We start from the raw sequence: 24,868 nt of genomic DNA on the forward strand, positions 1-24,868 counted from the left end.
CCGAGGTCCTTGAGGGAGCCCAGCTGGGATGCCGGGCCCGGGACGATGATCTCGTGCAGTGTACAACGGCGGAGCGGATCGTGCATTGCCGCCTCGATCCTTGGGCTGGGCAAACACTCGGCCGCATGCCTCCAGACACGCCAGGAGGACCCCTCCGCCGGGCACCAGTCGTCACGGCCAAAGGGCCTTGACTGGCTCTGGGTGCATCAGGTCTCCCTTTCGGCGATCTCGGCAGAGAGGCTGGCGGCGAGCCGGATCGGTAACCGCCCGCAACCCGAGTCGTCTGCAAATCGGCATGTTACCTTATGTGTTTCGGACCTCGGAGTGACATCGTGCCCGCGCGCTCCATCAATCATCGATTCAGGCCTGCGCTCCTGCTGTTTCCGTGCTTCTGCCTCCTGTTCCCAGCCGTCTCGCCGGAAGCAGCGGAACGCCCCTCCGTCGGGCTCGCGCTCTCCGGCGGCGGCGCGCGCGGGGCGGCGCACGTGGGCGTTCTCCGTGTGATCGAGCAGATGGGGATCCCCGTGGACTATGTCGCCGGCACCTCGATGGGTGCCATCGTCGGCGGCCTCTACGCCATGGGCATGTCACCCAGCGAGATCGAGGCGACCATCGAGGAGATCGATTGGGATGCGATCTTCAATGATCGGCCGCCGCGTGAGGCGCGGCGGGTGCGCCGCAAGCTCGATGACCGGGACTTTCTGATGGACGCGCGGCCCGGGGTAAACGAGCGAGAACGCGAGATCAACCTCGTCCCGGCGTTGATTCAGGGACAGAGGCTCGATCTCGCCTTGCGACGCTACACACTGCCCGCGCGGTCGATTCAGGACTTCGACGACCTGCGGATCCCGTTTCGCGCGGTCGCCACCGACGCGGTCACAGGGGAGGCGGTGATCTTGGGAAAGGGGGATCTTGCGACGGCGATCCGAGCGAGCATGGCCGTCCCCGCCGCCTTCGCGCCGGTCGAGATGGAGGATCGCCTCCTCATCGATGGCGGCCTGGCGATGAATCTCCCCGTCAGCGTGGTCCGCGACATGGGCGCGGACATCATCATCGCCGTCGACGTCGGCGGACCGCGCCGCGACCGCCAAGAGATCAGCAACGTGCTCCAGATGCTCGACCAGGTCATGGGTCTGGTGACCTGGCGCAACACCCAGGAAGAGATCGCCAAGCTACGCGGGCGCGATGTCCTCATCACCCCGCCCCTGCAGCGCGAGGTCGTCGCCTCTGACTTCAACAAGATGCTGGAGGCCATTGCGATCGGCGTGCGCGGCGCGGAGGAGCGGCGGCTCGCGCTCGCCTCACTCGCCGCACCGAGCGCCCGCTACGCGGACTATCAGGCGCGTCAACGCCTCGAGGGTGACCGGATGCCCATCATCGACCGTGTGCGCATAGAGAATCGCTCACGTTTGGCCGATGAGGTCATCGCGCGGCGGCTGGATGTCCAGATCGGCGAGCCACTCGATCCGGGTGCACTCGAGGATCAAATCGAGCTGGTCTTCGATCAGGACAACTTCGAGTCCGTGCAGTACCGCTTGGAGGACGTCCCGAGCGGCGAGACGGAGCTGGTCGTCACCGCCAACGAGAAGTCGTGGGGCACCAGCTCCCTGCAAGCCGGGATTGAGCTGTCCTCCGCTTCCTCGGGCGACTCGCGGTTCAACATCGGGCTTGCCTACACGATGGCACCCGTGAACCCGCTGAACGCCGAATGGCGCACCTTCCTACGTGTCGGGGAGGAACCCAGCATCCTCACCGACTTCTATCAGCCGCTGGATCCCCTGGAGCGGTGGTACCTTGAGGGGACGGCCGGTTATGTGACCGAGAGTCTGACCCTCTTCGATCCGGACCAGGCGGATCGGCCCAATGCCAAGTACCTGCTGTCAAGGGCCGGCGGATCACTCGAATTCGGCCGTAACCTCGGCAGCTGGGCGCGCCTGGGACTCAAGTATGCCCGTTACGGCGGCGAGGCCGATCTTCGGTTCGGTGACCCGGCCCTGGAGGGCTTCGGGTTCGACGATGCCGAGCTCGGACTTACCTTCTACCTGGACACCCTCGACAACCCCAGCTTCCCGCGCCACGGTTGGGCAGGCACCGCATTCGCATTGACGTCACGCCAGGAGATCGGGGCCTCCGACGACTATGACCAGGCGGGCTTCAGCATCCTCAACAGCCAAAGCTGGGGACGAAACAGCCTCATCACCGGCTTGCGACTGGCGGGGAACTTCGGGAATCAGGAGCCGGTGCAGTCGTTCTATCGCCTTGGCGGATTCCTCAACCTCTCCGGTTTCAACCAGCTCGAGCTTGCAGGTCCGAATCTGGGACTGGCACGCGCCGTCTATCTCCATCAGCTCGGCTCAGGCCTCGTCAGTACCTTTGCGGGCGCCTCGGTGGAGATCGGCAATGTCTGGGACGAACGCTCCGACATCGGGTTCGACAGCCTGCGGGTCGGCAGCAGTCTCTTTGTCGGCGCCGACACATTCATCGGGCCCCTGTATCTTGGATACGGCCTGGCCGACGGCGGCTATGACGCCGTTTATCTCTTCCTCGGCCGACCCTGGAACACGCGGATAACGGACTGACCGGCGCGCCGGGGCGTGACGCCGTGCGGATGCAGCCGATCAGGTGCGTGCGCGCCTCGGGAGGCGCAAGCAGCAGATCGCTCAGGGCGCCGGCCGCAGGAGGCGGGTCAGAAAGACCAACGCCCGGTCGAGGTTCGCCGCGGCGCGGTCGCTCAGCGGCGCCCCAAGCTCGAACCCGTACCCCCGAATGGCGAGCACCCATGCGGATGGAGGCTCCTTCCCCGCGACTCGCCGAAACAGGCCCAGCAGTGCGCTCGGGCGGATCGAATGGGTGCTGAGCGACGCATCGGCCCGAGGGCGTGCCGGCACGAAGGCGAAGGGCTCCGGCCCCGCGGCCACGGCATCGACGAAGATGACCCGAGAACGCCATTCGAGGTCGAGCACATGCTCGATCTGAAGCTGGAAGTCGGCCAAGGTCTCGATACCCCGCAGCCCCCCCTCCCCCACAAGACGATCGATCAGCAGCGGACCAAGCGCGTCGTCGCCCCGCGAGGGATTGCCGCAAGCCAGGACCAGGATCGGTTTCTCGCTCGAAATTTCCATCACATCCCGGATGCCAGGCCAGTCAGGCGTGCGCGTACCGCGGCCCGAGCCGCGCTGACTCTGTGGACTGCATCACGCAGCGCGGAATCCAGTTCACCCGTGCAAGCCTTCATCTTCCACGAGCCGCGAGGCCGCACGAACGATCGATCTTCGCACCGGTGCACGCGCGGATCGGTGCAGCGCCCCCTGCGCGCAAGGGCGCACCAAACGATCTTCGGCGGGGCCCATGGACCGGATCGTATCGAATCGCACCCCTGACCGGCCAAAGGCCATGCCATCCTGCAGCGGGGCGGGCTACTTCTCCCGCGGATACGGCCAGGCCATGATGCCGCCCTCCATGACCTTGACGTTGCGCCAACCATGGGCGCTCAGGATCGCCGCGGCCTCGTACCCCCGCAGCGAGATCTTGCAATAAAGGATGATCTCTTTGTCCTTCTCGGGTGGCAGCTCGTTCAACCGGTCGCGCAGGGCACCCAAGGGGATCAAGGTCTCACCGATTCCGAGCCGCATCTCCTCGAACTCGGCCGGGCTGCGGGTATCGAGGATGAAGCACTCCGCCCGGCTGTCGACCCGGCGCCTGACCTCGCTGACCGACAGCCCCTGCATCCGGCCGGCGAGCTTGTTCTCCATCACGTGGGCCGAGACGATCACATGGTCGACCGCCAATGAATAGGGCGGGGCATAGGGCAGATCCGCGTTGACCATGTCCCCGACCGTCAGGCTGCCGCGGATCGCGGTCGCGACGACCGCGACCCGCTTGCTGACGTCGCCGGGGCCGATGCACTGGAATCCGAGAATGCGGCCGCTCTTGCGGTCCGCCACCAGCTTGCTGATCAGCAGCTTTCCGCCCATGAAGACCGGGATGTCGAGACCGGCGATGGTCGCCGTCTCGATGTCGTCGAAGCCGGCCTCCCGGGCCTGCTGCTCGGAGAGCCCGGTGAAGCCGACGGTGTAGTCGAAGATCTTGCAGATCCCGGTGTGGGTAATGCCGGGGAAGCGCGCACTGCCTTCCCGCACCAGGTTCTGCCCGGCCACACGCCCCTGCAGGTTGGCAAGATCGCCATAGGGCGCGCGGAACTTGTGGCCACTGATCAACGAGGTGCATTCCACGCAGTCACCAACGGCATAGATGTCCGGGTCCGAGGTTTGCATATATTCGTTGACCCGGATGCCGCCCGCCTCGCCGATCTCGATCCGAGCCGCCTGAGCCAGCGCAACATTGGGTCTGACCCCGACGGCGACGACTGCCACCTCGCAGGGCAGCTCGGTGCCGTTGTCGAGCTTCACACCAGCGAGTCGGCCATCGCGCCCGAGGAACTCAGCCACGCCATTGCCGACGATGATGTCGGGCCCGTGGGCCCGGATATGCTTTTCCACCAGCTTCGCCAGGTCGGGGTCGAGGAACGGGAGAATCTGCTGGGTCTTCTCGATGACCGTCGTGTCGATCCCGGCCAGACGCAGCGCCTCGCAGACCTCGAAGCCGATCAGACCTCCGCCCACGACGACGGCCTTGGCGGTCTTCTTCTGATCGCGGACCGCGCGCAATGCATCGGCGTCAGCCATAGAATGCAGGGTCGTCACGCCCTCCAGCTCGAAACCCGGAGCGGAGGGACACACCGGCGTCGCACCGGTCGCGATCACCAGACGATCATAGGGGAGCGTATGGCGCTCGCCGCTCGGGAGATGCTCGTAGGTGACTGTCTTTGCGACACGGTCGATGTGAAACGCCTCGGTCTGAACCAGCGCATTGATGCGCTTCGCCTTGCCGTAGAAGCCCGGGTCGCGGACGATACCGGCCGGGGTACAAACGAGCAGGTTGCGGTCGTCGAAGGTGCCCCCGACGTAGTACGGGAAACCGCATGATGCCATCGAGAGATCCGGCTCGCGTTGAATGAGCGTGATCTCGGCGAGCTCATCCATTCGACGCGCCTTGGCGGCGGCCTTGGGACCGGCCGCGGAGCCGCCGATGACGACGATGCGCAGGGGCTGTGAGGACATGGAAACCTCCCTCCTATGGACAACAAAACCAAGCGGATACGACCGCCGGTGCGACTCCCACGTCATGGGCTTCCCAGGCGCCAGCACCGGCCCCGCCGCGACGACCTTGCCGGTCCAGTCTGTCCCTCCTCGGAATGGGGGTAATTGAGCATCCGCAACCCGGGCGAATGCGTCTGTGACCTGAGTCAATCCGGAGTGTCTCTCATGCCGTTCGGATGGACAATCCGAGGCGGTCTCGACGACCCAGTCGCCAATGGCCAACGTCAGGTGCGTGGCTTTTGCATGCGGCAGGAACCGTGCCGTCGTGAGAACGGCGCCATTGCGACGCACCCAGCGCAGCAGGGCCTCGCAGCCGAACCAGTCACCGTTGCGATCGACCTGAGGCTGATAGACCAGACGAAGGTCGCCCTGCGCCACGGACTCGCGTGGCTCATCGACGGCTCGATTCGCGGCCCGATGCTCGGGTGCTCGCTGCCACCGAATCTCCGACGCGCAGGTGCTGCAGCAGGCTCCCGGTCCAGGCGCTAAGCTCGATCTGCCCGCTGTAGCGATAGGGTAAAGGGATGCTTAAGCCGTTGACCTCGGCGAAGGCGGTCCCGCTCACCGTCCAGTCGAGCGGGTCCTTGTTCAGAAGCAGATGCGGCAGCTCGGGCAACAGGTCCAGCAGGTTGCTCCGGACCGCGACGTCGACCTCTTCCGTCCCACCCGGCGGGATCAATCGCGCCAGCTCACTGGAACCCTCGGCGAGCGCATGTCCTTGGACCAGCACCCGATAGCTCAGGCCCCTGACCGGCAGGGCACGGTCGTTGGGGTTCTTGACGCGGAGATGGAGGAGGAAGGACTGGCGATCGACACCGATGCGCTTGGGCTGCAAGCCGACCAGCTCGACCTCCGGCGCCTTCCAGGAGGCGGCCATGCCGGCGCATCCCGCCAGGCCATGCAGGGTGCAAACGACAAGCACGAACCCCAGCAGACGGACGGTTTGAAGCATGTCTCTCGACTCCGGATTGGCAGGCTCGTGTCTCCTGCAAGAGGATCGGACATCCGTCGCGGTGGCGCCCACACGCCCCGAGGGGGAGAAGGCACCCACACGCGACGAGACTGCGCCCCGGGGTGACAGTGCCACCACGGGCGACACCGGACTGCGCCGGGTCGGGTCTTGGTCCCGAGCGTTGAGATCCCCGGTCCCAGCCATTAGAGTGATATACCAGGACAGACGACGCGGTTGGAGCGCGGGCTCTGCCGGTCCAACCCATCGTCCCGGAGGACAGCCATGTGCAGTCAGGCTAGCGCATCGAGCGACGCAAAGACCCAGATGCGCTCGATCATCCAGCGCATCGCGACCGGTCCGGAGTTGTCCAAGGACATCTCCATGGAGGAGGCGCGCGCAGGCATGCGCGCCATCCTGGACAGCGCGGTCGATCCCGTTCAGGCCGGCATCTTCATGATCGCCTTGCGCATGAAACGCGAAACCGACGATGAGCTCAAGGGGATCCTGGACGCCATCCGCGAGGCGACCGGCCACGTGGTGGCGGCGGTGGACGATGTGGTCGACATTGCCGATCCCTATGACGGCTACAACCGCTGCCTGCCGGCATCTCCCTTCCTGATGCCGTTGCTGGCCGAATGCGGCGTCCCGGCGATCAGTCACGGGGCGCACGCCGTCGGCCCCAAATTCGGAGTGACCCACCGACATGTCCTGGATGCCGCCGGTGCGCCCGTTGATTTGACGCCGGTCGAAGCAGCGGAACGACTGGCCGATCCGCAGCTCGGCTGGAGCTATGTGGATCAACGTTCCTTTTGCGCCCCCTTGCACAACCTGGTCGATCTGCGTTCCACCATGGTCAAGCGTCAGGCCATCACCACGGTCGAGGTCATGGCCAGACCCATCCATGGGCGTCAGCATACCCATCTGGTCACCGGATACGTCCACAAACCCTATCCCCGCATCTATGCCGTGCTGGCACGCCACGCCGGATTCAACTCTGCGCTCCTGGTGCGCGGCATCGAAGGCGGGGTCATCCCCTCGCTGCGACAAACAGGCACCTGCTTCAACTATCAGCAGATGTCAGAGGAGCAGTCATTCGAGGTGGATCCGGCCGAGCTGGGGATCGCCCAGTCCGTGCGCGCGGTTCCGCTCCCAGAGGACCTGCCCCAGACCACCCGGCCCGGCGATGAGATCGCCGTGGCGGTCGATGTCCCCGCCACCGCCCAGGCCGCGGCGCAGGCCGGCATGGCCGCCTTAGAGGGTCGGCAGGGTCCGACCTACGACAGCTTGGTATTCGCAGGGGCGCTGATCCTTTGGCATCTGGGCCGCGAGGACTCCTTGTCGGTCGCCGCGGACCGCGTCCGCGACGTGCTCGACTCGGGCTCGGCGGCCAAACGGATTCGCTAAGGCTGATGTATTGGCCATCCTGGCAAAACATCGGGCGGAACCGGACAGACGCGGTTTCCCGATTCCTTCATTCTCAACCGCTTGCGCGCTTGAAGATGGCGCGGCTTCCTGCCCCGGACAGGAAGCGCTCAATCCTTCAGCGCTTCCCTAACGAGGCCGTCATGGACAAACCGTTCATCCCCGTTGCACGCGCCGATGCGATCGCGCCGGGCAGGTTCCTGAAGGTCGCCGTCGCTGCAGTGCCCTACATCATCGCCAATGTCGGCGGTCGCTTCTACGCGGTCGAGGACAACTGCAGCCACGAGGATTATCCACTCTCTTACGGGTGTCTCGACGGCGATCGCATCAAGTGTCCCCTGCACGGAAGCCGCTTCAGTCTCGCGACCGGAGAGCCCATGGAGGAGCCCGCCACAGAGCCGATTCACACCTATCGGATCGTGGTCGCCAAGGGTCAGATCTGGCTCGACCCGACCACCCCGACAGGCTCATCGCACCCGCCGACACCGGTCTAGGTAGAGTCTGTCGGACTCAGGGGGATCGCTCAAGTCAGACAGGCTCCTAGATCCGCCCGATCCTGGTCATCGGTCGGTCCTCGTCGTGCTCGACCTGGATCTGGAACTCCGGGCCCGTATCCACATCCTCATCGACCAGTAGCCTCGGCTCCGCTCGGGTGGGCGGTTTGATCGGGATCGGGGACTGAGGCGGTCGCGGTCTCGGCATGGCCGCCGGCCGTCCGGGGCGCGGGCCTCCGTGGCGGTCGTCTTCGCCGATGACCTCGGACAGGTGCCGCAGTGCCGCGTGCGTATCGTCCGTCGAAGGCTCTTCACCCTTGCGCCCGAACCGGAGCGCATGCATGGCGGCAAACACTTGCTCTTCGATGTCCATCACCGAATAGACATCGCTCTCGCGGAAGCGCACGAAAGGCAGCTTGGCCGCCACGCAGATGCGATCCAGGACATCCTTTCGCGGGCGCCGTCCCAGACGCGACCGCGGGGCAACATTCACGGCACAGGCGATCGCGCTCGTTTCTCGGCTACAGACGAGAAAGTCGAACCGATGCCCGCCCAGACGCTCGTATGCGCGCTCGCGCTCCCGACGGCCGAGGCGACCCTCGACCGCGATTACATGCGCGGCCTGCACCTTGGCGTAGACCCGATAGTCCCGTCCGACCGCCCGCTGCAGGGCCCCCTGGAAGCCGCGCTGCGGGGGCGAGAGCAGATAGGGATCGACCCGGTAGGGCAAACGGTTCCAGCTCCGGACCAGGCGAAACAGGCTCATACCGAACGCGATCATCAGGATCGCACCCGCACCGAGCAAGAAATAGAAGTGCTGCATCAAGCATCCTCAACATCGGCACATCGGCCAAAAAAAGACTGATCGACTGGCCGTCCTGGCCAGACATCAGCTCGGAACCGGCGATCTCACATCGGCCGGAAGTTGGCATGCGAGCTCGGGAGAGGGATCCCGCGTCGACCGAACCAGGCCCGGTCGAGGGACCAAACCACGGAGGAGACATCCGGCTCAGCGAGCATGAGTGAGATGGCCCGCATCTCGTGCTCGCGGAGACGCTCCTCCGCGGCGAGGAGAGCGGGATCGTCTGCCGGCTTGCCGGAAAGGGCCGGATCGGTCGTTGTCAAGAAAATGGCCGCCGGGACCTCCGCATCATAGGGGCGTGTCAGCGTGGCGATGCCCCTCAGGAACTCGACCGCCCGAAAGTCGTAAGGGTAGTCGGCGAGCACCGGATCCTGCTTGAGGACATCGTTCAGCTGCCAGATCCGGGGGCTGAGCCGCCAGTGGCCCCACGGGACCAAGGACAGGGCCAGCAAGACGAGCAGAACGCCCGAGCCAATCAATGCTGTTCGAGTGAAGCGATCCATAATACGAGGACCTCCGGAGTCCGAAGCGGTCGATTTAGCGCCGGACGAAAAAGGGATTACCCAGATAGCTCAGCACCGCGCCCTCGGGGACGATCCGCTCGACCCGAATCCCCTCGCGCGTCTCCTCTCCCTCGCCGTATCGAAGCGCATTGATGAGCACGAAGCGCTTGGAGGCGTCCGCGTCATAGACGTGCACGGTCATGAAGTAGGCGGGAAGCTGCGCCTGCTGCACCGGCGTGAGACGCAGCTTGGTGGGATCGCCGCGGATGTCGGCGGGCTGGCGTTTTGACGGGGGGGGCGGAATCCCTTGCTCGCGGCGAACCTGTTGCTTGAATGCCTCGATGTCTTCGACCAGGTCGACCGGGACGGGCGCACGTTCTGGTCTGCGCGCGGGCGTCGGCGGCTGGGATGGCTCCGCGTCCATCACCTGCTCCGCGTCCAATTGGCGTTGAAGCTCCTGCTCAAGCCAGGGATCCAGCTCGGACTCGTACGCCAGCTCGTCCTCCCCAATGACCTCCCCTTCGTCGTCCGCATCGTAACCGGCGGAGAGCGGGCGCGTTGCCGGCGTCTCGGCGGCTGGCGAACGCCTCGGCGGGGGCTCGACGAGGGGCGCGCCCGCCGCAGACCCCGCTGCCGCGATCGAGGTCCCCTCGTCGAGCGGAGTCTCGCGCCGATCCGTCGGGGACGGCGTTGCCGCGGTCTCCTCAGCCCTCCCCGACGGCATCGCCTCGGCGGCGCCACCTTGCGAAACAATCGGAGGCGGCGGTGCACGCAGGACGGCATAGAGTGCGATCACCACCGCCACGGACGCCAATCCGACAGAGAGCAATCCCCAGTGGCCGCGCGGAACCGGCTCCTTCTCGTCACTGAGAATCCCGGTGGTGTCCAGCGTCGGCACCCGTCCAAGCTCACGCGCCTGTTGCGATCTCTTCAGCGCCTCCAGGATATAGCTCATCGGTCAGCTGGCTCCGTGCCCGGCGTCTCGGAAGCGTCAGTTGGCGGCATCAGCCTGGGGACCCCGGGCAGATCGACGGCATTATGCAGCTGGATCAAGGTGCGCGGTCCGGCAATCCCGTCCGGGTCCAGGCCACGGGACACTTGGAACGCCCGCACCGCGCGAGTCAGGCCGCGATCGTAATAACTCGACTCGCTCGCGGGAAGCCCCGACGCGGGAATCTCCGCCATGAGTCTGCGCAGCCAGAGAACCGACTCACCCGAGGACCCGGGGCCGATCATCGGCGAGCCGATCGGCGGTGGCTGCCACACCAGGATATAGTCGCCTGTCCAGATCGACTCCAGCCCGGCGACCGGAATCAACTCGCTGCCGCCCGGCAGATCGAGCGTCCCGAACGACTCGTCCAACGCGCCCAGGACCAGGAAACGGGGTTCGACTCCCGGTCCGGCGACCCTGAGCAAGGCCGGACGGTCGAAGAACCGGACATTGCTGAGCTTACCCGCCTCGCGCTCACAACGCAGGCCCAGCGCTGCAACCCCTGCGCACGGATCCTCGGGCGGCAGGTTCTCCGTCTCGACACCCCAACGCCGCAACAGAAGCCGCAACGCATCCGACTCGTCCATAGACAAGCGCGCAAGGGTCTCAGCGGTGGCATCCGGCTCGAAACGCGCCAGCGCGATCCGCGGCGGCGGAGCGGGCTCGACGACTGCCGGATCCTGCGGAGGCTCCGTCGGTGCGACGTGCGTGTCCGCATCGCTCGAGGCCTTGACGGGGTCGTCCGGTACGGCGGCGACAGCCGGTGCCGGCTCCTCGTCTGCCGCCGGGGCACTGGGCGTCGCTTCGCTCACGGTGTCCACCGGCAGCGCCGCTCGATGACCAGGCAGCAGCTCGACGAGCAGCCTTGCGGCGTCGTCGGACACGGAGGCATAGCCGAGCCAGCCCGCGATCAGCAGGAGCATAGAAGCCGCGGCGACGGCGAAACCAGGTCGGACCGCGGGTCGCGGCCGTACGTCGACGGTCTCGCCATGCACCTCCCTGGCCGCCTTCTTGACGATGGCTGGCGTCACCTGGGGGCTGCGGGTGACACAGGCACCGAGCAAGGCGCGATCACAGAGGATATTCACCAGACGCGGCACACCGCCCGAGCTTTGATAGATCCGGCGAATCGCCGCTGCCGTGAACAAGGGGCGATCGACGCCGGCGACCGCGACTCGGTGACGGATGTATTCCCCGGTCTCCTTAGGCGTGAAGGGCAGCAGATGAAAGCGTGCCGTGATGCGCTGGTTGATCTGCCGCAGCCAGTCGCGCTCGAGCATCCGCCGCAGCTCGGGCTGGCCGATCAGAAAGATCTGAAGGAGCTTATGCTTGCTGGTTTCGAGGTTGGTCAGCAGTCGGACCTGCTCCAACACCTTGGGCCGCAGATTCTGAGCCTCGTCGATGATCAGCACCGGCCGGCGCCCGCGGCCGTGGGCCTCCAGGAGGTAGGCGTTCAATCGGTCGACCAGCGCCTTCACTGAACGCTCGCCCTCCGGGACCTGAATCCGGAACTCGTCGCAGATGTTGAGCAGGAGCTCGTTGGCCGTGAGGGCCGGATTGAGGATCAGCGCAACCTCGACGCCTTCCGGGAGCTGCTCGAGGAAGGCCCGGCAAACGGTCGTCTTGCCAGTGCCCACCTCCCCCGTGAGCAAGACGAAACCCCCATTCTCCCCTGCGCCGTAGAGCAGATGGGCAAGGGCCTCTTTGTGCTGCTCGCTGAGGAAAAGGTAGTGCGGATCCGGCGCGATTGAGAAGCTGGGCTCTTTGAGCCCGAAATACTTGGGGTACACGCTGGTTCTCAGTGAGGTGATGGCGAGGTCTTCATGGGTCCCCGTCCCGAAGGAACGAGTCCGCCGAAGCACAATGCTGGGGATACGAGCTGTGGCCGAGGCCGAGCTCAAACAGGGCCCTCACTGCCGGGCAGCTCTCAGAAAGCGACCCCCGAGTCCAACCGGACCAGGCAACTAGCGCCTCAACCACTGCATTTTTCAGGGTTTTCGCCGATGGATCGAGGTTAGTCAGGGGATGGGTGGCCGTCAAGCGGTATCAAACGGCGCGGACAATGACAACAGGGGCTCGGCTTCCGCCCAGCCCCGATCCGATTTGGTGGGCCGTGTAGGATTCGAACCTACGACCGATGGATTAAGAGTCCACTGCTCTACCAGCTGAGCTAACGGCCCTGAGACGCGGTCAGGCGATTGAAGGGCAACCGAGCCGCCCTCGATGCCCGACCTGATTCGATGGGGTGGACGATGGGGATCGAACCCACGACCACAGGATCCACAATCCTGCGCTCTACCGACTGAGCTACGTCCACCATAGAGAAACAGACCATCCATGCTCATCGCGCGTGTGGTGCATCCACCCGTGCCGATTTGTCCTGTTTGGCGCGCCCGGCAGGACTCGAACCTGCGACCCACGGCTTAGAAGGCCGTTGCTCTATCCAACTGAGCTACGAGCGCTGATTACGGGCGCATCGAGGCCGGTGCTGGGCGCGAGCCGCCTGGCCGGGCAGTTGGTCGGGGTAGAGGGATTCGAACCCCCGACATCCTGCTCCCAAAGCAGGCGCGCTACCAGGCTGCGCTATACCCCGGTTTCGGAATCCGCCCCGAAATCGAAGACGCGAGACTATACGCCTCATCCGACACCGCGTCAATTCAAGGCCGCACCTCCGAGATCCGCGCCGCGTTTCAATCCGTCACGGGCATCGCTATGATGCCGCCGGAGCCGGTCACACCATGGGATCACAATGAGCGCACAGATTCTAGACGGTAAGACCATTGCAGCGGAGACCCGGGGGGAGGTCCACAAACGGGTCGACCGCATCCTCGCCGCAGGCGGTCGACCGCCTGGCCTGGCGGTCGTCCTCGTCGGGGATAACCACGCCTCCCAGGTCTACGTGCGCAACAAGCGCAAGGCCTGCGCCGAGGTCGGTTTCTACTCGGAGCTGCATGAGCTCCCGGGTCCGACCAGCCAGGCGGCACTCTTGGAGCTGATCGACCGTCTCAATGCAGACCCGCTGATCGACGGCATCCTGGTTCAGCTCCCGCTGCCGGATCAGATCGACGAGGCCACCGTGACCGAGCGCATCCTGCCAACCAAGGACGTCGACGGTTTCCATCCGGACAACGTCGGCCGCCTGGTCCTGCGCCGTCCCCTCCTGAGGCCATGCACGCCCAAGGGCGTGATGACCCTGCTGGCCCATACCGGCCGAGATCTCGAGGGGCTGGATGCATTGGTCATCGGGCAGTCCAACATCGTGGGACGCCCGATGGCCCTGGAGCTGCTCGCTGCCCGCTGCACCATCACCGTCTGTCACAGCAGGACCAAAGGGCTCGCCGAGAAGGCACGCGGCGCCGATCTCCTGGTCGCCGCGCTTGGGCGGCCCCACTTCGTCCCGGGCAGCTGGGTCAAGGAAGGCGCGATCCTGATCGATGTGGGGATCAACCGGATGGATGATGGCAGATTGGTGGGCGACCTGGATTTCGCCACCTGCGCCGAGCGCGCGTCCTGGATCACACCGGTGCCGGGTGGTGTGGGCCCCATGACGATTGCAAGCCTGCTCGAGAACACGCTCCAGGCCGCGGAGCTTCACGCCAAGCTCGCCTCGGCGCCGGTCGGCCACGAGCAGAGACGCATGTAGAGGGGTGAGAGGGACCCTCCCCTACCTGGGCGGGACCCGATCGTGCACCGCTCACCATAGCCAAAGCCAAGCGACCGCCAATCCGCCCGCCGCGCTGGCCAAGAGCGGCAGCCCGACACGGATTCCGATCTCCCGCCCACCGACGGCGGTCGCCATCACACCCTTGGCCAGACTGTTGACCGCCGCGGCGATCACCACGCCCATCGCCGCCACCGGCAGCGCCAGACCGCCCTCCGTCATGCGCGCCAACGACAGCGTAATTGCGTCCACATCGGCAAGACCCGAGGCGGCTGCCAGGCCCAATACCCCGGCATCGCCGAACCAGGTCTCAAGCGCCTTTCCAAGCAGCATCACCAGTCCGAGCAGGGCACCGAAGGTCAGGGCCGACTTGAGCTCCAAGGGGTTCCTCAGGGTCGAGCCCATGTCCGTCTGCTCGTCGCCGCGCAGGCGCCAATAGAAACCTGCGGGCACATAGACGAGCAGCGCCATGACCAGCGCCGGGACGAGCAAGGGCCGGAGCAGGTCCGGATTGAGTGCGCTGGCCACCACCAGCATACGTGGAAACATGGTGCCGCAAGCCAGCAGGATTCCGATCGCAAGCATCGGCGTCGCCCTCGGCTGGCGGCGGGACGCCCGTGAGAAGTGCAGCGTGAGGGCGGTCGAGGATGCCAGTCCGCCGAACACACCGGTAAAGGCGGCGCCACGCCCAGCACCTCCGATCTTGATGGAGAAATAGCCGATGAACGAGATCGCCGCGATCAGCACCACCATCCACCAGATCGCGTAGGGATTCAGGACCTGCCAAGGCCCATAACCCTGATTCGGGAGGATGGGCAATAGGACGACCGACATCAGCAGCAACTGAATGCCGGCGCGCAGCTCTCTTCCCTCCAAAGCCCGCAGCCAGCGGTGGAGCGTCGACTTGGAGCTCAGCAGCCAAGTGGCAACGACGGCGGAGGCTGCCGCAACGGCGACCTCGCCTACGGCCGCCAACGCGCCGAGACCGAAGGTCAGCAGCTGCGCGACGAGGCTGGTGATCCCGATGTCCTCCGCCCGGCCGAGGCTCCAAACGTGCGCAGTGACCAGAACGCCGGCCAAACCGATAAACACCAAGCCGGTCGCCAATGGCCCGACATGGATCGAGAGGAGACCCGCAGCCCCGCCCAAAAGGCCGATCAGGCCGTAGGTCCGAACGCCCGCGATACGCTCGCCCTCTTTGGCCTCGCGCTCCTTCCAGCCGCGTTCGACACCGAGCAGAAGCCCAATCGCGAGACCGACGCCCAAACGGTAAAAGGTGACGAATTCCCCGCTCATCAAGTCGGTCATGCCCCGCCTGTCTGTGGGAAAATGGGTGATGGAGAATAGGAACAACCCGGACATGGGAACTGTCCTGCAACGCGCTCCGTGAGGAACCCTTCGGGACCAGGCTGCAAGAGCGCGACCCGCCCCTGCCCATCGCCGACCGGCTGGGTGTTGTCGGTCGCCTCGCGGAATCCGATCGGCCCGTCCGGAGATCAGGGCCGTCACCAGGATGGGCAAGGCGATCCTTCCGTCCACGGCCTTCTGATGCTGGCTCGCTTGCCGCAAGACCCGGTTGTGACGGGTCTAAGTTGCCTTTCCGCTTGGGCTTGGTCAGGGTGAGCGGTGCCGGGCTGAGCAGAGGGGCCGGGCAAACGATCGGGGCCTGGCCCGGATCACCGGCTCGCAGGCCGGGGGCAGAAGCTGGCGAGGGGCACCGCGCGCGCCGGCCTTTGTCCGCCGACCGATCCCAAGCAGGCACCCACCATTGAACATCGAATCGATCGGACTGGCGTTCGCATTGACCCTGCTGGCAGGCCTCGCCACGGCGGTGGGCAGCGCAATCGCTTTCTTCGCCCGCCGCACCAACGTGCGCTTCCTGGCGATGTCGCTGGGCTTTTCGGCGGGAGTCATGATCTATGTCTCGTTTGCAGAGCTGCTGCCGGCGGGGACGGCCGCGTTGCAGGCGACAATGGAGCAAGGCGGACGAACGGCAGCGGTCGCGGCCTTGTTCGTCGGCATACTTCTGGTGGCCGCGATCGATCGACTGGTTCCTTTGGGCTACAACCCCCACGAGATGCGAATGCTGGAGGACGAAAACGTCGCCGCCGACGCCCCAAGATCGCAGGAGCTGATGCGCGCCGGGCTGGTCACGGCCGTCGCCATTACAGTACACAACTTCCCAGAGGGACTCGCCACCTTCATGTCCTCGGTTGAGGACCTCCGTCTGGGACTCCCGGTGGCAATCGCCGTAGCCATCCACAATATTCCCGAGGGCATCGCCGTGTCGGTGCCCGTCTACTATGCAACGGGCAATCGGCGCCTTGCCTTCCTGCTGTCGGCTCTTTCCGGCCTCGCCGAGCCCCTCGGGGCGGCGTTGGGATTCGCCCTGCTGGCCGGGTTCTGGTCCGAGACCATCCTGGGTCTCTCCCTCGCAGCAGTGGCCGGGATCATGATTTTCATCTCTTTTGACGTCCTACTCCCCTCCGCGGAGGCCTACGGCGAGCATCACCCCACGGTCTACGCCCTCATCGGTGGCATGGCCGTGATGGCGCTCAGCCTGCTGCTGCTGTGAGATCCACCCGCCGAAGGGGCCACTCCAGTGGAGCCAGTCGGATTTGAGGCTGATGGACTGCGCTGGGCGGGAGCGGTCCATATTCGCCGAGCGTCCCGTGACACCGACCCGCTATGCGCCTTAATCTTGGCTAGATCCGTCCACGTCGGTCCTCCTCCCCCTTGCTGCCGATCCGCACAATGATCTCCACGGGCTCCGGCTGCAGGGTGACGTGGGCGATGCCGAAGCGCTCGGCGAGCAGCTCTTGCAGCTGGCCGAGGACCGCCCTCCAGCCGTCGATGCGCTGCAGGACCACGTGGGCCGACAGGACCGTTGTCTCGCCGGTGAGCGACCAGATGTGCAGATCGTGCACCGAGAGTACGCCCTCGACTCCGGCCATGGCGCGACCTACCTCCTGCAGATTCAGATGCTTGGGTACGCCTTCGAGCAGGGTGTGCAGCACCTCGCGCAACAGACGCAGGGTGGAGACGAGGATCAGCACGACGATGACGAGCGACAGGAGGGGATCGATTGGTCTCCATCCCGTGTAAAGAATCACCACTCCGGAGACGAGGGCTGCAATCGATCCCAGGAGGTCACCGAACACATGAAGAAGCGCTGCCCGCACATTGAGGTTGTCACGCCCGCCCATGAGCAACCAGGCCGCGGCGATGTTGACCAAGAGTCCGAGAAACGCGACCCAGGTGACGACGCCGCCCCTGACCGGCGGTGGCGCGCGCAGCCGCTCGAGCGCCGCTGCGCTGATGGCGATCACCAGGATCACCATGAGCAGGACATTGAACAGGGCGGCGAGAGTCTCCAGACGCCCGAGTCCGTAAGAATGCCTGTGCGAGGGAGGGTGCCGCGCCATCCAGGCGGCTATCGCCGCGAGGCCCAGGGCGGTGCTGTCGGTCAGCATATGGCCGGCGTCGCTGAGCAGGGCCAGGGAGCCTGACAGCCAGCCACCCACTGCCTCGACGATCGCGTAGCCCAGCGTCAGCCCGACCGCCAGCGTCAGGATGCGGCGGGAGTCGACCCGATGATAGTCATGGCAGTGGGCCTGGTCTTGCATGAAGCGTCATTGTAGCCCGCAGCACACGCGCTTCCAGCCTGTTCCTGAGTCCTGAGGCGCTGCGCTATGAGTCCCGGGAAAACCAACCGGCCAACCACCATGACCACAGCAGCGGTCACGCCGACGCCGACCACCATCGCGCAAGGCGGACGAGATCCGCTACGTCCTGCTCCCCTGGGACAAGCAGAAAATGGCCCGCCGCACCGCCGAGGGGCGCCGAACGTAGGAGGTCCTGGCCGACGAGAAGGCCGAGCTGGCTTGGGAGATCCGTGATAAGAGCGGCGCAGTGGCCATGGGTCAGGGACGGGATCAACGAGGGCCCGGCGCTTGCGGAGGCGGACGTCGGCAGCGCAGATCGAGAGGTTCGGTCTGTCGCGAGATCGTTCGGGTCTGTCAAATGGCGGAGAGGGAGTCCGCTCACAGGGGTTCTAGCAGGGGCTAAGGCAGTCCTTATTCATATTGTTTTTACCCGATAAATGTTCCGTTAGCGTCCGTTAGAATCTACACTAAGCCGACATCAAGTGGGGGACCAAGTGGGGGACCGCCACAAGGCATAGAGGCTTAGATGGGCAAGCTCACCAACACCGCAGTCAAAGCGGCTGCACCTGGCAAGTATGAGGATGGCCAAGGCCTACGGATGGTCGTCACCAAGACCGGCAGCAGGAAATGGGTTCTCCGGTATCAACTACAGGGGCGGCGGCGCGAGATGGGACTCGGCAGCTATCCCGCGGTCAGCCTCAAGCTGGCGCGCGACAAAGCCGCACAGGCACGCTCACAAGCTGCGGCGGGCATCGATCCAATCTCAGCTCGGGCAAAGGTCCAGACCGCAACACCGACCTTCACAGAGGTCGCGGCGCGGTTCATCCGTGCGAAGCGGCACGAGTGGTCGAATCGGAAACATGCTCGGCAGTGGACAGCCACCCTCAAGACCTATGCCCGTCCGGTCATCGGCTCGACGCCAGTCGACAGCCTCACCACCGAGGATGTGCTCGCCATCCTTAAGCCGATCTGGACCACCAAGCCCGAGACAGCAAAGCGGGTCCAAGGTCGCATCGAGAATATTCTCGACTACGCCAGTGCGATGAAATGGACCGATACCAGCAACCCGGCACGCTGGCGCGGGCACCTGAACAAGCTCCTATCCTCTCCCGTCAAGATTAAGCGGCAAGCGAACGGCGGCACCACCCGGCACCATCCAGCAATGCCCTACTCAGCCGTGCCTGGCTTCATGATCGAGCTGCAACAGCTCAGCTCCGTCTCAGCACTGGCGCTGCAGTTCACCATCCTGACAGCCACCCGCACCAGTGAGGTTCTGCAGGCCACATGGTCAGAGGTCGACCTAGAAGCCGCTGAATGGCTGATACCGGCGCCGCGGATGAAGGCGAAGCGTCCGCACAGGGTACCACTCAGTCCGGCAGCGCTGGCAGTCCTAGAGCGCGTCCCGCGTCTCTCGGGCAACCCGTACATCTTCACCGGCGCTCGGCAGGGTCGTCCGCTCAGCAACATGGCGATGCTGCAGGTCATGCGCGGACTCGGCTATGGCGTCGGCGGCGGCCGTGGCAACTATGTACCGCATGGGTTCCGGTCATCGTTTCGAGATTGGGCGGGCGAGGTGTCGTCATTCCCAAGAGAAGTCTGCGAGATGGCGCTTGCCCACGTCATCGAAAACAAGGCGGAGGCCGCCTATGCGCGTGGCGATCTATTCACAAAGCGGCTAAAGATGATGGCTGAGTGGGCGCAATGGTGCGGCAAAAGCGCGGCAGATAACCTGGTCGACCCTCACCTGCAGCTGTAAGCAGCTGATGGCTCAACAAAAGAGGGTCAATGACCTAGGAGACCATGCTGCATCAATGGCTATTGGCGGCGGCGCAGGCGGCATCAATCACCGTATCGGAGAGAAAATAGCCGGCACCTTTCAGGTCAAGCAACGTGTTCCGCAACTCATCAGCGAGCAAGCCGCGCCGATGGGCTTCGACCAAGAGCCCGGCGGTTCCTTTGACCGGTAGCCCATAGATCCTGTGCGCGATCTTGCGCCCACGTTTTTCGTCGATGATTGTCAGACAGGGTGCCAGGCTGCGAGCCAGTGTTATCACGGCCGCCTCGCCGGGATCGAGTTCGGCCACCAACAAGGGGTCGGACTCGGGCGATGGCCGAACATGGGCGGCCCAGCGGTCGCCAGCCAGGGTTTCCGCACCTGGCCGCCCCACCCCGGCGACGGTGACTTCATCAAAGACCCGTTGCGGAATCCAGAATTCGCTAAACAAGGCCGGCAACAGGTCTAATCGCCCTGCGAGCGACAACGCGACCAGCGGACCAGCATTGATCACAGCACGTTCGGCAAGCATCAGGCGAACTCGTCGACCAGGTCATCACCCTCTAAATCGACGACCGGCACGCCTGATCGGCTCGCGGCCAGCAAAAACTCAACACGACCCATGTTGCACAGTCGGCCGGCTTTTCCCGATGAGATGCGGCCTTGCTCAAAGAGCTTAACGGCAAGCAAAAAACGCGCTTCGTCGGCAAAATTAGCCGGAAGCTCGGCAGCCGAGGGTAGCCCGGCGACGGGAAGTTCTATCGTCAGCGTGTTTGGCATTGCAGTTTCCTTGACGGCAGGGTTAAAGGCTTCAGGTTGATCCTGTTGACAACGGTCGGCTGAAGCGCAGGTCGAACGACAACGCTGTCCAGTGACGCATCCTAGCCTTCATCGGCCTTGCTTGGGGTTCCGTGCACAACCTTCAAGCAAGCGGCCAAGAGCCAATAGACATGCGCTCCCAGTCTAGACATTCTGCCGTCTTGCCGCCGCATAAGCCGCCTCCATGATCATGCGTTCAATCACGCTTGGCGTGCGTCAGCGTCATCGAGTTCGTCATCCGGCAGACTCACCGCGTAGACATTCGTATTCTTACCCTGAATCTTGCGCTGCAGCCGATGCTTATCACCGCTGCCCTTGACCAGCCGGCCGGCCCTGGCCAGGGGGATCAAGCCGCGCTTCAGATCCTGCCCGCTCAGGGCCTCGCGCAGGCCGCTGGCGAGAAAGAGATAGGTCACCTGCCCAGTCGCTGGGTCCTCCTCGGTATAACCGGCTCGCTCGCGGATCGGGTGCGCTGAGGTCGCATGGCGCGGTGCGAAGCGGCTCTCACCATGGCGCTCGATGAAGCTGCGCACCGACTCTAGGATCTGCCGATCCTCGGCCTGTCTGCTGCCCTGCTCGCTCTGCCACAGCTGGTAGGCATCCAGCACCGCGTCAGCCGCGATGCCCGCCGGCCAGCCGGTGATGCCTGCCGCCGTCGCCCACTCACCGGCGGTGCCGATCAGGGCTAGCTGCTTGGCAACCCGCGCAGCCTGTCCATGGGTGACCGACATGCCCTCCATCAGATGCAGCACGGCCTTGGACAGGGTCTGATCCGGCTGCTGACCGACCAGCCCGTGCAAAAAGGCGCGTCCGGCCGTGCCATGCAGGCGCTGAGTCGCGGCACTCAGGGCATCGGCAAAGGCAGCGCCGTCTGCGGCACCGTGGATCTGATCAAAGGCCCCATAGGCGCGCTCCCCCGCCGGCAGATTGATCAGACGCACCGCCTGACCCGCCTGATAGCGTCCGCCATCGGCCTGCATGTGGGCGTTGACGGTGCGCTCGCCACTGGAGAGGATCACGGTGCGCCAGTGCGCGCGTCGTCGGGTGCCGCCCTGGACGTTGGCGCGTCCTTTACCGCGACCATTGGCCAACTGATAGATCACCGCGCCCACATCACGTCCGTCGGCCTGGCCCAGCTCATCGAGCGCAAGTAGGGTATCGTTCGATTCGGCCGCCGCGGCCTCCATGCCGTTCGCGGTGGCCTGCCAACTGCGTAGCATGGCCGGACTGCCCCAGACCGAGACGGCGGCGCGGAGGGCGGTGCTCTTGCCGCCGCTGCTGTCGCCATAGAGATGCAGGCCGGCGTGATCGGCCTGCATCAGAGCCAATAGCGGTCCAGCAAACGCGGCCGAGATCGCTAACACCAGCACCAGGTTCCCGACCGCCGCGGCGGCGACCTGCTCGCGCCACTGCGCTAGGGTCCCGGATTGGGCGTAGTCGAGCGGTTGCGTGGCCTCGGACTCGAAGCGGATCTCGCCGCCACCAATCACAGTGTCCGGCAAGACGAAGCGCCCCTCGTGCCAACCCAGGGTCGGCACCTGCAGGATCTGGCGCTTGGGCACCTGGTGCATCAGGTACTGCACCAGACGCTGCCGCTGCCTGGGCTCGAATAACAGGCCCCTGGCCAATAAAGCGCCGCGCAGTTCCAGGCCTTCGCCACGCAAGAGCGGCATCGGCATGATCCACTCACGACTCCGCCCAAGGACATCCGGGAAGCGCAACAAGCGTCCGAAGGCCTCACCACGCGCATCGACTGAGATGGCCTCAACGGTCAGCGGACTGCAGATCCAGTCATCCGATCGGCGGCGCTGGCCGTCCTTGCCCTCTCGTACGGCGTGATACCAGACCCCGGCGCGGCGCAGGCGTTTGCCGTCGTGCCAGGACTTGAGGTAGACCCGCCAACAGGGACAGACATCCAGGCTCGGCGGTGCGCTGGCGATGAGGCGGTGCGCCTGCTCATCGGTCTCGGAGCGAGCGCTGCCCTCATGGTTGGGTAGCACCAGCCGTCTCTCAGGTGCTCCCGAGGTAGCACTCGGAATCTTCAGCACATTCCATGCGGTAGCACGGTTAGCACCGGTAGCACGGGAAAACACGGACCTTTGGTCGTCTGCGACCGATGCTGCTTGTTCAGACGGCGTTACCTCCGTGCGAGCTGAGCCTTGGCAGTCCATCATGATGTCACCCCGTTGGTACCTGACCAGGCGTGGCCATGGTCCACATCGGGGCTGCGATCGATCCCTAACCAAGGGGTGTAGAGCGACGACCGAGCGTTGCTGGTTGGCTTCGTCATGGCGACCACCTCCGTCACTGACCACGCGCAGCGTGCAGTTGGTTGACGAGGGCGTGCATCTCTTCGGGTGTCGCGCCGGCCGTGAGGGCGCTGATGACGGCGTCGATCTCATGGCTGGGCCAAGCGACGGCGCGTTGGCCGATCTTGACCGGGCGTGGCAGCACGCCGGCAGCGATATCGGCATAGACACTGGCGCGGGACCGGCCAATGCGGCGTTCAACTTCGGGGCGACGTAGGAGAGAGAGGGTGTGGGGCATCGTTCGGCATCCTGGTTGTGGAGATCAGTGCTGGGGGGGATCGGTCCCGCGCCTAGCGTGCTGTCTTCAGTACTCAGGAAGCGCCGCCGGTGCTCAATACCGGCCTTGGCCTAGCGGCGGTTCAGGCTCCGAAATGCTTTGGCGGGCTGCCTGGCGCTGAAGACCTTGCTAGCATCCACTCAAGCCGACTTCGCCCGCGATAGTAAAAGATCATCGATTTCGGCACGTTTTGCAACGCAGTGGTCCGTGCTGGTCTCGACAGACAGGAATTGTCTTCGTTGTTGTTGGCTGGGGAACGCTCTGAATCGAGCAACTGCGCTGGCGTTTCTCATCCTGGTCTGCGGCAACGCGAGGGGATATGCAGAAGCTGCAGAATCAACCTAGCCTGGTTTCGTCTCGATGCTAGTCAGTGTCTGCAATCGGCCATCGCGGTCACTGACGGATGTCGCTTCGGCGACCGAACTGGTACGAAGCCGACGGTGGGCTCCCGGGCGCGTGGCATCCGATCAGCACCTGATCAACATCAATCGCGACCCGCGGTCCCTTCGTGAACGCATCCTACGCGCTGCCGACCCGTCGGCGTCCTGCTCGACCATCGGGCGCGCCGGCCGACCCCAATCAGGGTTGAGAGGTCCAAGTCATGACCCCGGCTCTACGCACTGGCTTCACGTAAGACGTGATCAGCCCTTTCATCGCGACTGCCGAGTCGCTGCGTCCGTGCTCCCCGATGAACCAGACCAGGCTTGAATGGAGATCTTGTCACGTCGACTGCTTACCGCGGAAACATCAACTGGACCTGCGCGCGGATTTGCCAGTCGGCGCCGAAATCGGGGGTCATGGCATTGTAGTAACCCGAGAGCTGCATGTTCACCGGCAGTTTGCCGACGTGGAAGATCTTGCCCACGCCGCCGCCGACCGGAATGGTCCAGCGGTTGTCACTGTCGGCGGTCCAATCGGCGGTGATGATCGGCGCCGAGGTCAGGTATAGGCCGCCTTTGAAGTTGTAGTTGAGGAACGGCTGAATCAGCCCGTTGTTGTAGTAGCCGCCCTGCTGGTTACTGGTGAGCGACCAGATGTTATTGGCCAGAGCGCCATAGACCCAGGGATTGCCATGCTCCATGTGCAACAGCACAAAGGAGGGGCCGAGCCCCCAGTTGCCGTTGCCCAACTCGTCGCTGCTGTTGGTCGGGGCCTGGACCACAGGTCCTGCCCCCCAGATCCATTTGCCGGGATTGGCCGGCGACAGGAAGGCCGTGAAAACGGTGTCCCCGATGCCAGTGGTGCTGCCGATCCCCTCTCCGAGCGACGGCATCCAGATCACCGGCAGGATGGTCCGCGTGATGATGTTCCAGTCTTTGTTGATCGAGATCGGGATCACCGGCTGGATGTTGAGGATGTTCTGCGTGCCTTGCTCCGGCCCGTAGTTCAGATTGGTGTTGTTCTGAAACGGGACGCTGATGAGATTGCCGACCGGGTTCTGCGCGAGCTTGGCGAGTTCCTCGGCGCTCATCTCGGCCATCGCCGGCGCGCACACCAGCCATGTGATGGCCAAAGCCCAGACCCTGACCCATCCCCGCTACCGCCCCGCATTGAATGATTTTTTCATGAACTCAGCCTTCGGATAGAGGCAATGGGTGCCTTTCATCGAAGGCAAAAATCCGATTCCAGTCGTTCTTCATGCTGATGACGATCCAGCCCTGCTTCTGCGCCTCGTCGTACAGCGCCTGGGGGAAGGTGCCGACCCGGGTGTCGGGGAGCCCCTGCGCCGGCCCGTAGGCGTACTCGCGCTTGGCGTCGTCGTGCAGCAAAATCATCGACAATCGCGCGCCGTCACCGGCCTTGGTGTATTCCAGCATCTGACGGTCGCCGGTCGAGTTTCCGAAGGCCGCATGGGGTCGACGCCCGATCATCAGATGGATGCCCTCGGGTTTGCCGGCATCGTTGTTGTCCAGCAGCAGTTTCGGCTCCTTGGTGAGAAACGGCGTGCCGTCCTTGCGATAGCCGTATTTGGTCTCCCCG

General features: G+C 64.8%; 20 protein-coding genes, 4 tRNA genes and 2 pseudogenes. 6 read left to right on the top strand and 20 right to left on the bottom strand.

Annotation, left to right across the window (positions count from 1 at the left end; all coding sequences use genetic code 11):
• The first annotated feature begins 332 nt into the window (after window positions 1-332).
• The gene (locus LJE61_RS07120; RefSeq protein ID WP_296917876.1) at window positions 333-2,579 is read left to right on the top strand and encodes a patatin-like phospholipase family protein; all 2,247 of its coding nucleotides are present in this window, start codon (window positions 333-335) and stop codon (window positions 2,577-2,579) included.
• A gap of 81 nt (window positions 2,580-2,660) precedes the next feature.
• Here the strand turns inward: LJE61_RS07120 and LJE61_RS07125 are convergent, their stop codons facing one another.
• From LJE61_RS07125 to LJE61_RS07135, 4 genes and pseudogenes are all read right to left on the bottom strand, one after another.
• Window positions 2,661-3,122 (bottom strand): hydrogenase maturation protease, encoded by a 462-nt coding sequence (locus tag LJE61_RS07125; protein ID WP_296914014.1) that lies wholly within the window; start codon window positions 3,120-3,122, stop codon window positions 2,661-2,663.
• Window positions 3,123-3,416: 294 nt separating this feature from the next.
• On the bottom strand, window positions 3,417-5,120 hold the full coding sequence (locus LJE61_RS07130; protein ID WP_296914017.1) for an FAD-dependent oxidoreductase: 1,704 nt from the start codon (window positions 5,118-5,120) through the stop codon (window positions 3,417-3,419).
• 240 nt (window positions 5,121-5,360) lie between these two features.
• A pseudogene (locus LJE61_RS15325) lies at window positions 5,361-5,537 on the bottom strand (EAL domain-containing protein); the annotation flags it as partial.
• A 13-nt stretch (window positions 5,538-5,550) separates the two neighbouring features.
• Window positions 5,551-6,111 (bottom strand): LEA/WHy family protein, encoded by a 561-nt coding sequence (locus LJE61_RS07135; protein ID WP_296914019.1) that lies wholly within the window; start codon window positions 6,109-6,111, stop codon window positions 5,551-5,553.
• A gap of 282 nt (window positions 6,112-6,393) precedes the next feature.
• On the opposite strand from LJE61_RS07135, the gene LJE61_RS07140 reads away from it, so the two are divergent.
• Window positions 6,394-7,515: an anthranilate phosphoribosyltransferase gene (locus tag LJE61_RS07140; RefSeq protein ID WP_296914022.1), complete on the top strand. Its 1,122-nt coding sequence runs from the start codon at window positions 6,394-6,396 to the stop codon at window positions 7,513-7,515.
• A 161-nt stretch (window positions 7,516-7,676) separates the two neighbouring features.
• Complete coding sequence (locus LJE61_RS07145; RefSeq protein WP_296914024.1) at window positions 7,677-8,027, top strand: non-heme iron oxygenase ferredoxin subunit; 351 nt, start codon at window positions 7,677-7,679, stop codon at window positions 8,025-8,027.
• Between the two features lie 46 nt (window positions 8,028-8,073).
• On the opposite strand, the gene LJE61_RS07150 is transcribed toward LJE61_RS07145, so the two are convergent.
• The 8 genes from LJE61_RS07150 to LJE61_RS07185 all read right to left on the bottom strand — a co-directional run bounded on the left by LJE61_RS07150 (window position 8,074) and on the right by LJE61_RS07185 (window position 12,976).
• Window positions 8,074-8,850 carry a DUF2726 domain-containing protein gene (locus LJE61_RS07150; protein ID WP_296914027.1) on the bottom strand — a complete coding sequence of 259 codons (777 nt, stop codon included), beginning with the start codon at window positions 8,848-8,850 and terminating at the stop codon, window positions 8,074-8,076.
• A gap of 86 nt (window positions 8,851-8,936) precedes the next feature.
• Window positions 8,937-9,392 carry a hypothetical protein gene (locus LJE61_RS07155; RefSeq protein ID WP_296917878.1) on the bottom strand — a complete coding sequence of 152 codons (456 nt, stop codon included), beginning with the start codon at window positions 9,390-9,392 and terminating at the stop codon, window positions 8,937-8,939.
• A 34-nt stretch (window positions 9,393-9,426) separates the two neighbouring features.
• Entirely contained in the window at window positions 9,427-10,347 is a 921-nt protein-coding gene (locus LJE61_RS07160) for a general secretion pathway protein GspB (protein ID WP_296909365.1), read from the bottom strand.
• Window positions 10,344-12,173, bottom strand: a complete 1,830-nt coding sequence (locus LJE61_RS07165; protein ID WP_296917880.1) for an ExeA family protein — start codon at window positions 12,171-12,173, stop codon at window positions 10,344-10,346. Before LJE61_RS07165 ends, LJE61_RS07160 begins: the two co-directional genes overlap by 4 nt.
• Before the next feature lie 314 nt (window positions 12,174-12,487).
• Window positions 12,488-12,563: transfer RNA gene (locus LJE61_RS07170), tRNA-Lys, on the bottom strand.
• A gap of 61 nt (window positions 12,564-12,624) precedes the next feature.
• A tRNA-His gene (locus tag LJE61_RS07175) sits at window positions 12,625-12,700 on the bottom strand.
• A gap of 68 nt (window positions 12,701-12,768) precedes the next feature.
• A tRNA-Arg gene (locus LJE61_RS07180) sits at window positions 12,769-12,845 on the bottom strand.
• A gap of 54 nt (window positions 12,846-12,899) precedes the next feature.
• Window positions 12,900-12,976 (bottom strand) — tRNA-Pro (locus LJE61_RS07185).
• 156 nt (window positions 12,977-13,132) lie between these two features.
• On the opposite strand from LJE61_RS07185, the gene folD reads away from it, so the two are divergent.
• On the top strand, window positions 13,133-14,026 hold the full coding sequence (folD, locus tag LJE61_RS07190; RefSeq protein ID WP_296909367.1) for a bifunctional methylenetetrahydrofolate dehydrogenase/methenyltetrahydrofolate cyclohydrolase FolD: 894 nt from the start codon (window positions 13,133-13,135) through the stop codon (window positions 14,024-14,026).
• Window positions 14,027-14,077: 51 nt separating this feature from the next.
• On the opposite strand, the gene LJE61_RS07195 is transcribed toward folD, so the two are convergent.
• Window positions 14,078-15,406, bottom strand: coding sequence for a DUF4010 domain-containing protein (locus tag LJE61_RS07195; RefSeq protein ID WP_367114913.1), 1,329 nt, complete (start codon window positions 15,404-15,406; stop codon window positions 14,078-14,080).
• 406 nt (window positions 15,407-15,812) lie between these two features.
• On the opposite strand from LJE61_RS07195, the gene zupT reads away from it, so the two are divergent.
• Window positions 15,813-16,619 (top strand): zinc transporter ZupT, encoded by an 807-nt coding sequence (gene zupT / locus LJE61_RS07200; RefSeq protein ID WP_296909368.1) that lies wholly within the window; start codon window positions 15,813-15,815, stop codon window positions 16,617-16,619.
• Between the two features lie 130 nt (window positions 16,620-16,749).
• Here zupT and LJE61_RS07205 read toward each other — a convergent pair whose 3' ends face one another.
• Window positions 16,750-17,670 carry a cation diffusion facilitator family transporter gene (locus LJE61_RS07205; protein ID WP_296917882.1) on the bottom strand — a complete coding sequence of 307 codons (921 nt, stop codon included), beginning with the start codon at window positions 17,668-17,670 and terminating at the stop codon, window positions 16,750-16,752.
• Between the two features lie 565 nt (window positions 17,671-18,235).
• On the opposite strand from LJE61_RS07205, the gene LJE61_RS07210 reads away from it, so the two are divergent.
• Window positions 18,236-19,465: a site-specific integrase gene (locus LJE61_RS07210; protein ID WP_296917884.1), complete on the top strand. Its 1,230-nt coding sequence runs from the start codon at window positions 18,236-18,238 to the stop codon at window positions 19,463-19,465.
• 52 nt (window positions 19,466-19,517) lie between these two features.
• Here the strand turns inward: LJE61_RS07210 and LJE61_RS07215 are convergent, their stop codons facing one another.
• From LJE61_RS07215 to LJE61_RS07240, 6 genes and pseudogenes are all read right to left on the bottom strand, one after another.
• A complete protein-coding gene (locus tag LJE61_RS07215) occupies window positions 19,518-20,015 on the bottom strand; it encodes a PIN domain-containing protein (protein ID WP_296917886.1) in 498 nt (165 codons plus the stop codon).
• A complete protein-coding gene (locus tag LJE61_RS07220; protein WP_296917888.1) occupies window positions 20,015-20,263 on the bottom strand; it encodes a UPF0175 family protein in 249 nt (82 codons plus the stop codon). Before LJE61_RS07220 ends, LJE61_RS07215 begins: the two co-directional genes overlap by 1 nt.
• 239 nt (window positions 20,264-20,502) lie before the next feature.
• Entirely contained in the window at window positions 20,503-22,302 is a 1,800-nt protein-coding gene (locus LJE61_RS07225; RefSeq protein ID WP_296917890.1) for a DUF927 domain-containing protein, read from the bottom strand.
• A 304-nt stretch (window positions 22,303-22,606) separates the two neighbouring features.
• Complete coding sequence (locus tag LJE61_RS07230) at window positions 22,607-22,849, bottom strand: helix-turn-helix transcriptional regulator (protein ID WP_296917892.1); 243 nt, start codon at window positions 22,847-22,849, stop codon at window positions 22,607-22,609.
• Window positions 22,850-23,621: 772 nt separating this feature from the next.
• Window positions 23,622-24,401, bottom strand: coding sequence for a neuromedin U (locus LJE61_RS07235; RefSeq protein ID WP_296917894.1), 780 nt, complete (start codon window positions 24,399-24,401; stop codon window positions 23,622-23,624).
• A gap of 58 nt (window positions 24,402-24,459) precedes the next feature.
• Window positions 24,460-24,868: pseudogene (locus tag LJE61_RS07240) on the bottom strand (haloacid dehalogenase-like hydrolase); the annotation flags it as partial.

Source organism: Thiocapsa sp. (assembly GCF_022340925.1).
Lineage (GTDB): Bacteria > Pseudomonadota > Gammaproteobacteria > Chromatiales > Chromatiaceae > Thiocapsa.

What these genes read in the sequence shown, in the direction of transcription:
- LJE61_RS07150 (WP_296914027.1), bottom strand. Translation starts at nt 8,850, where the DNA reads ATGCAGCACTTCTATTTCTTGCTCGGTGCGGGTGCGATCCTGATGATC.
- LJE61_RS07220 (WP_296917888.1), bottom strand. Translation starts at nt 20,263, where the DNA reads ATGCCAAACACGCTGACGATAGAACTTCCCGTCGCCGGGCTACCCTCG.
- LJE61_RS07215 (WP_296917886.1), bottom strand. Translation starts at nt 20,015, where the DNA reads ATGCTTGCCGAACGTGCTGTGATCAATGCTGGTCCGCTGGTCGCGTTG.
- LJE61_RS07140 (WP_296914022.1), top strand. Translation starts at nt 6,394, where the DNA reads ATGTGCAGTCAGGCTAGCGCATCGAGCGACGCAAAGACCCAGATGCGC.
- LJE61_RS07130 (WP_296914017.1), bottom strand. Translation starts at nt 5,120, where the DNA reads ATGTCCTCACAGCCCCTGCGCATCGTCGTCATCGGCGGCTCCGCGGCC.
- LJE61_RS07230 (WP_296917892.1), bottom strand. Translation starts at nt 22,849, where the DNA reads ATGCCCCACACCCTCTCTCTCCTACGTCGCCCCGAAGTTGAACGCCGC.
- LJE61_RS07160 (WP_296909365.1), bottom strand. Translation starts at nt 10,347, where the DNA reads ATGAGCTATATCCTGGAGGCGCTGAAGAGATCGCAACAGGCGCGTGAG.
- LJE61_RS07210 (WP_296917884.1), top strand. Translation starts at nt 18,236, where the DNA reads ATGGGCAAGCTCACCAACACCGCAGTCAAAGCGGCTGCACCTGGCAAG.
- LJE61_RS07155 (WP_296917878.1), bottom strand. Translation starts at nt 9,392, where the DNA reads ATGGATCGCTTCACTCGAACAGCATTGATTGGCTCGGGCGTTCTGCTC.
- LJE61_RS07145 (WP_296914024.1), top strand. Translation starts at nt 7,677, where the DNA reads ATGGACAAACCGTTCATCCCCGTTGCACGCGCCGATGCGATCGCGCCG.
- LJE61_RS07125 (WP_296914014.1), bottom strand. Translation starts at nt 3,122, where the DNA reads ATGGAAATTTCGAGCGAGAAACCGATCCTGGTCCTGGCTTGCGGCAAT.
- folD (WP_296909367.1), top strand. Translation starts at nt 13,133, where the DNA reads ATGAGCGCACAGATTCTAGACGGTAAGACCATTGCAGCGGAGACCCGG.
- LJE61_RS07135 (WP_296914019.1), bottom strand. Translation starts at nt 6,111, where the DNA reads ATGCTTCAAACCGTCCGTCTGCTGGGGTTCGTGCTTGTCGTTTGCACC.
- LJE61_RS07195 (WP_367114913.1), bottom strand. Translation starts at nt 15,406, where the DNA reads ATGTCCGGGTTGTTCCTATTCTCCATCACCCATTTTCCCACAGACAGG.
- LJE61_RS07205 (WP_296917882.1), bottom strand. Translation starts at nt 17,670, where the DNA reads ATGCAAGACCAGGCCCACTGCCATGACTATCATCGGGTCGACTCCCGC.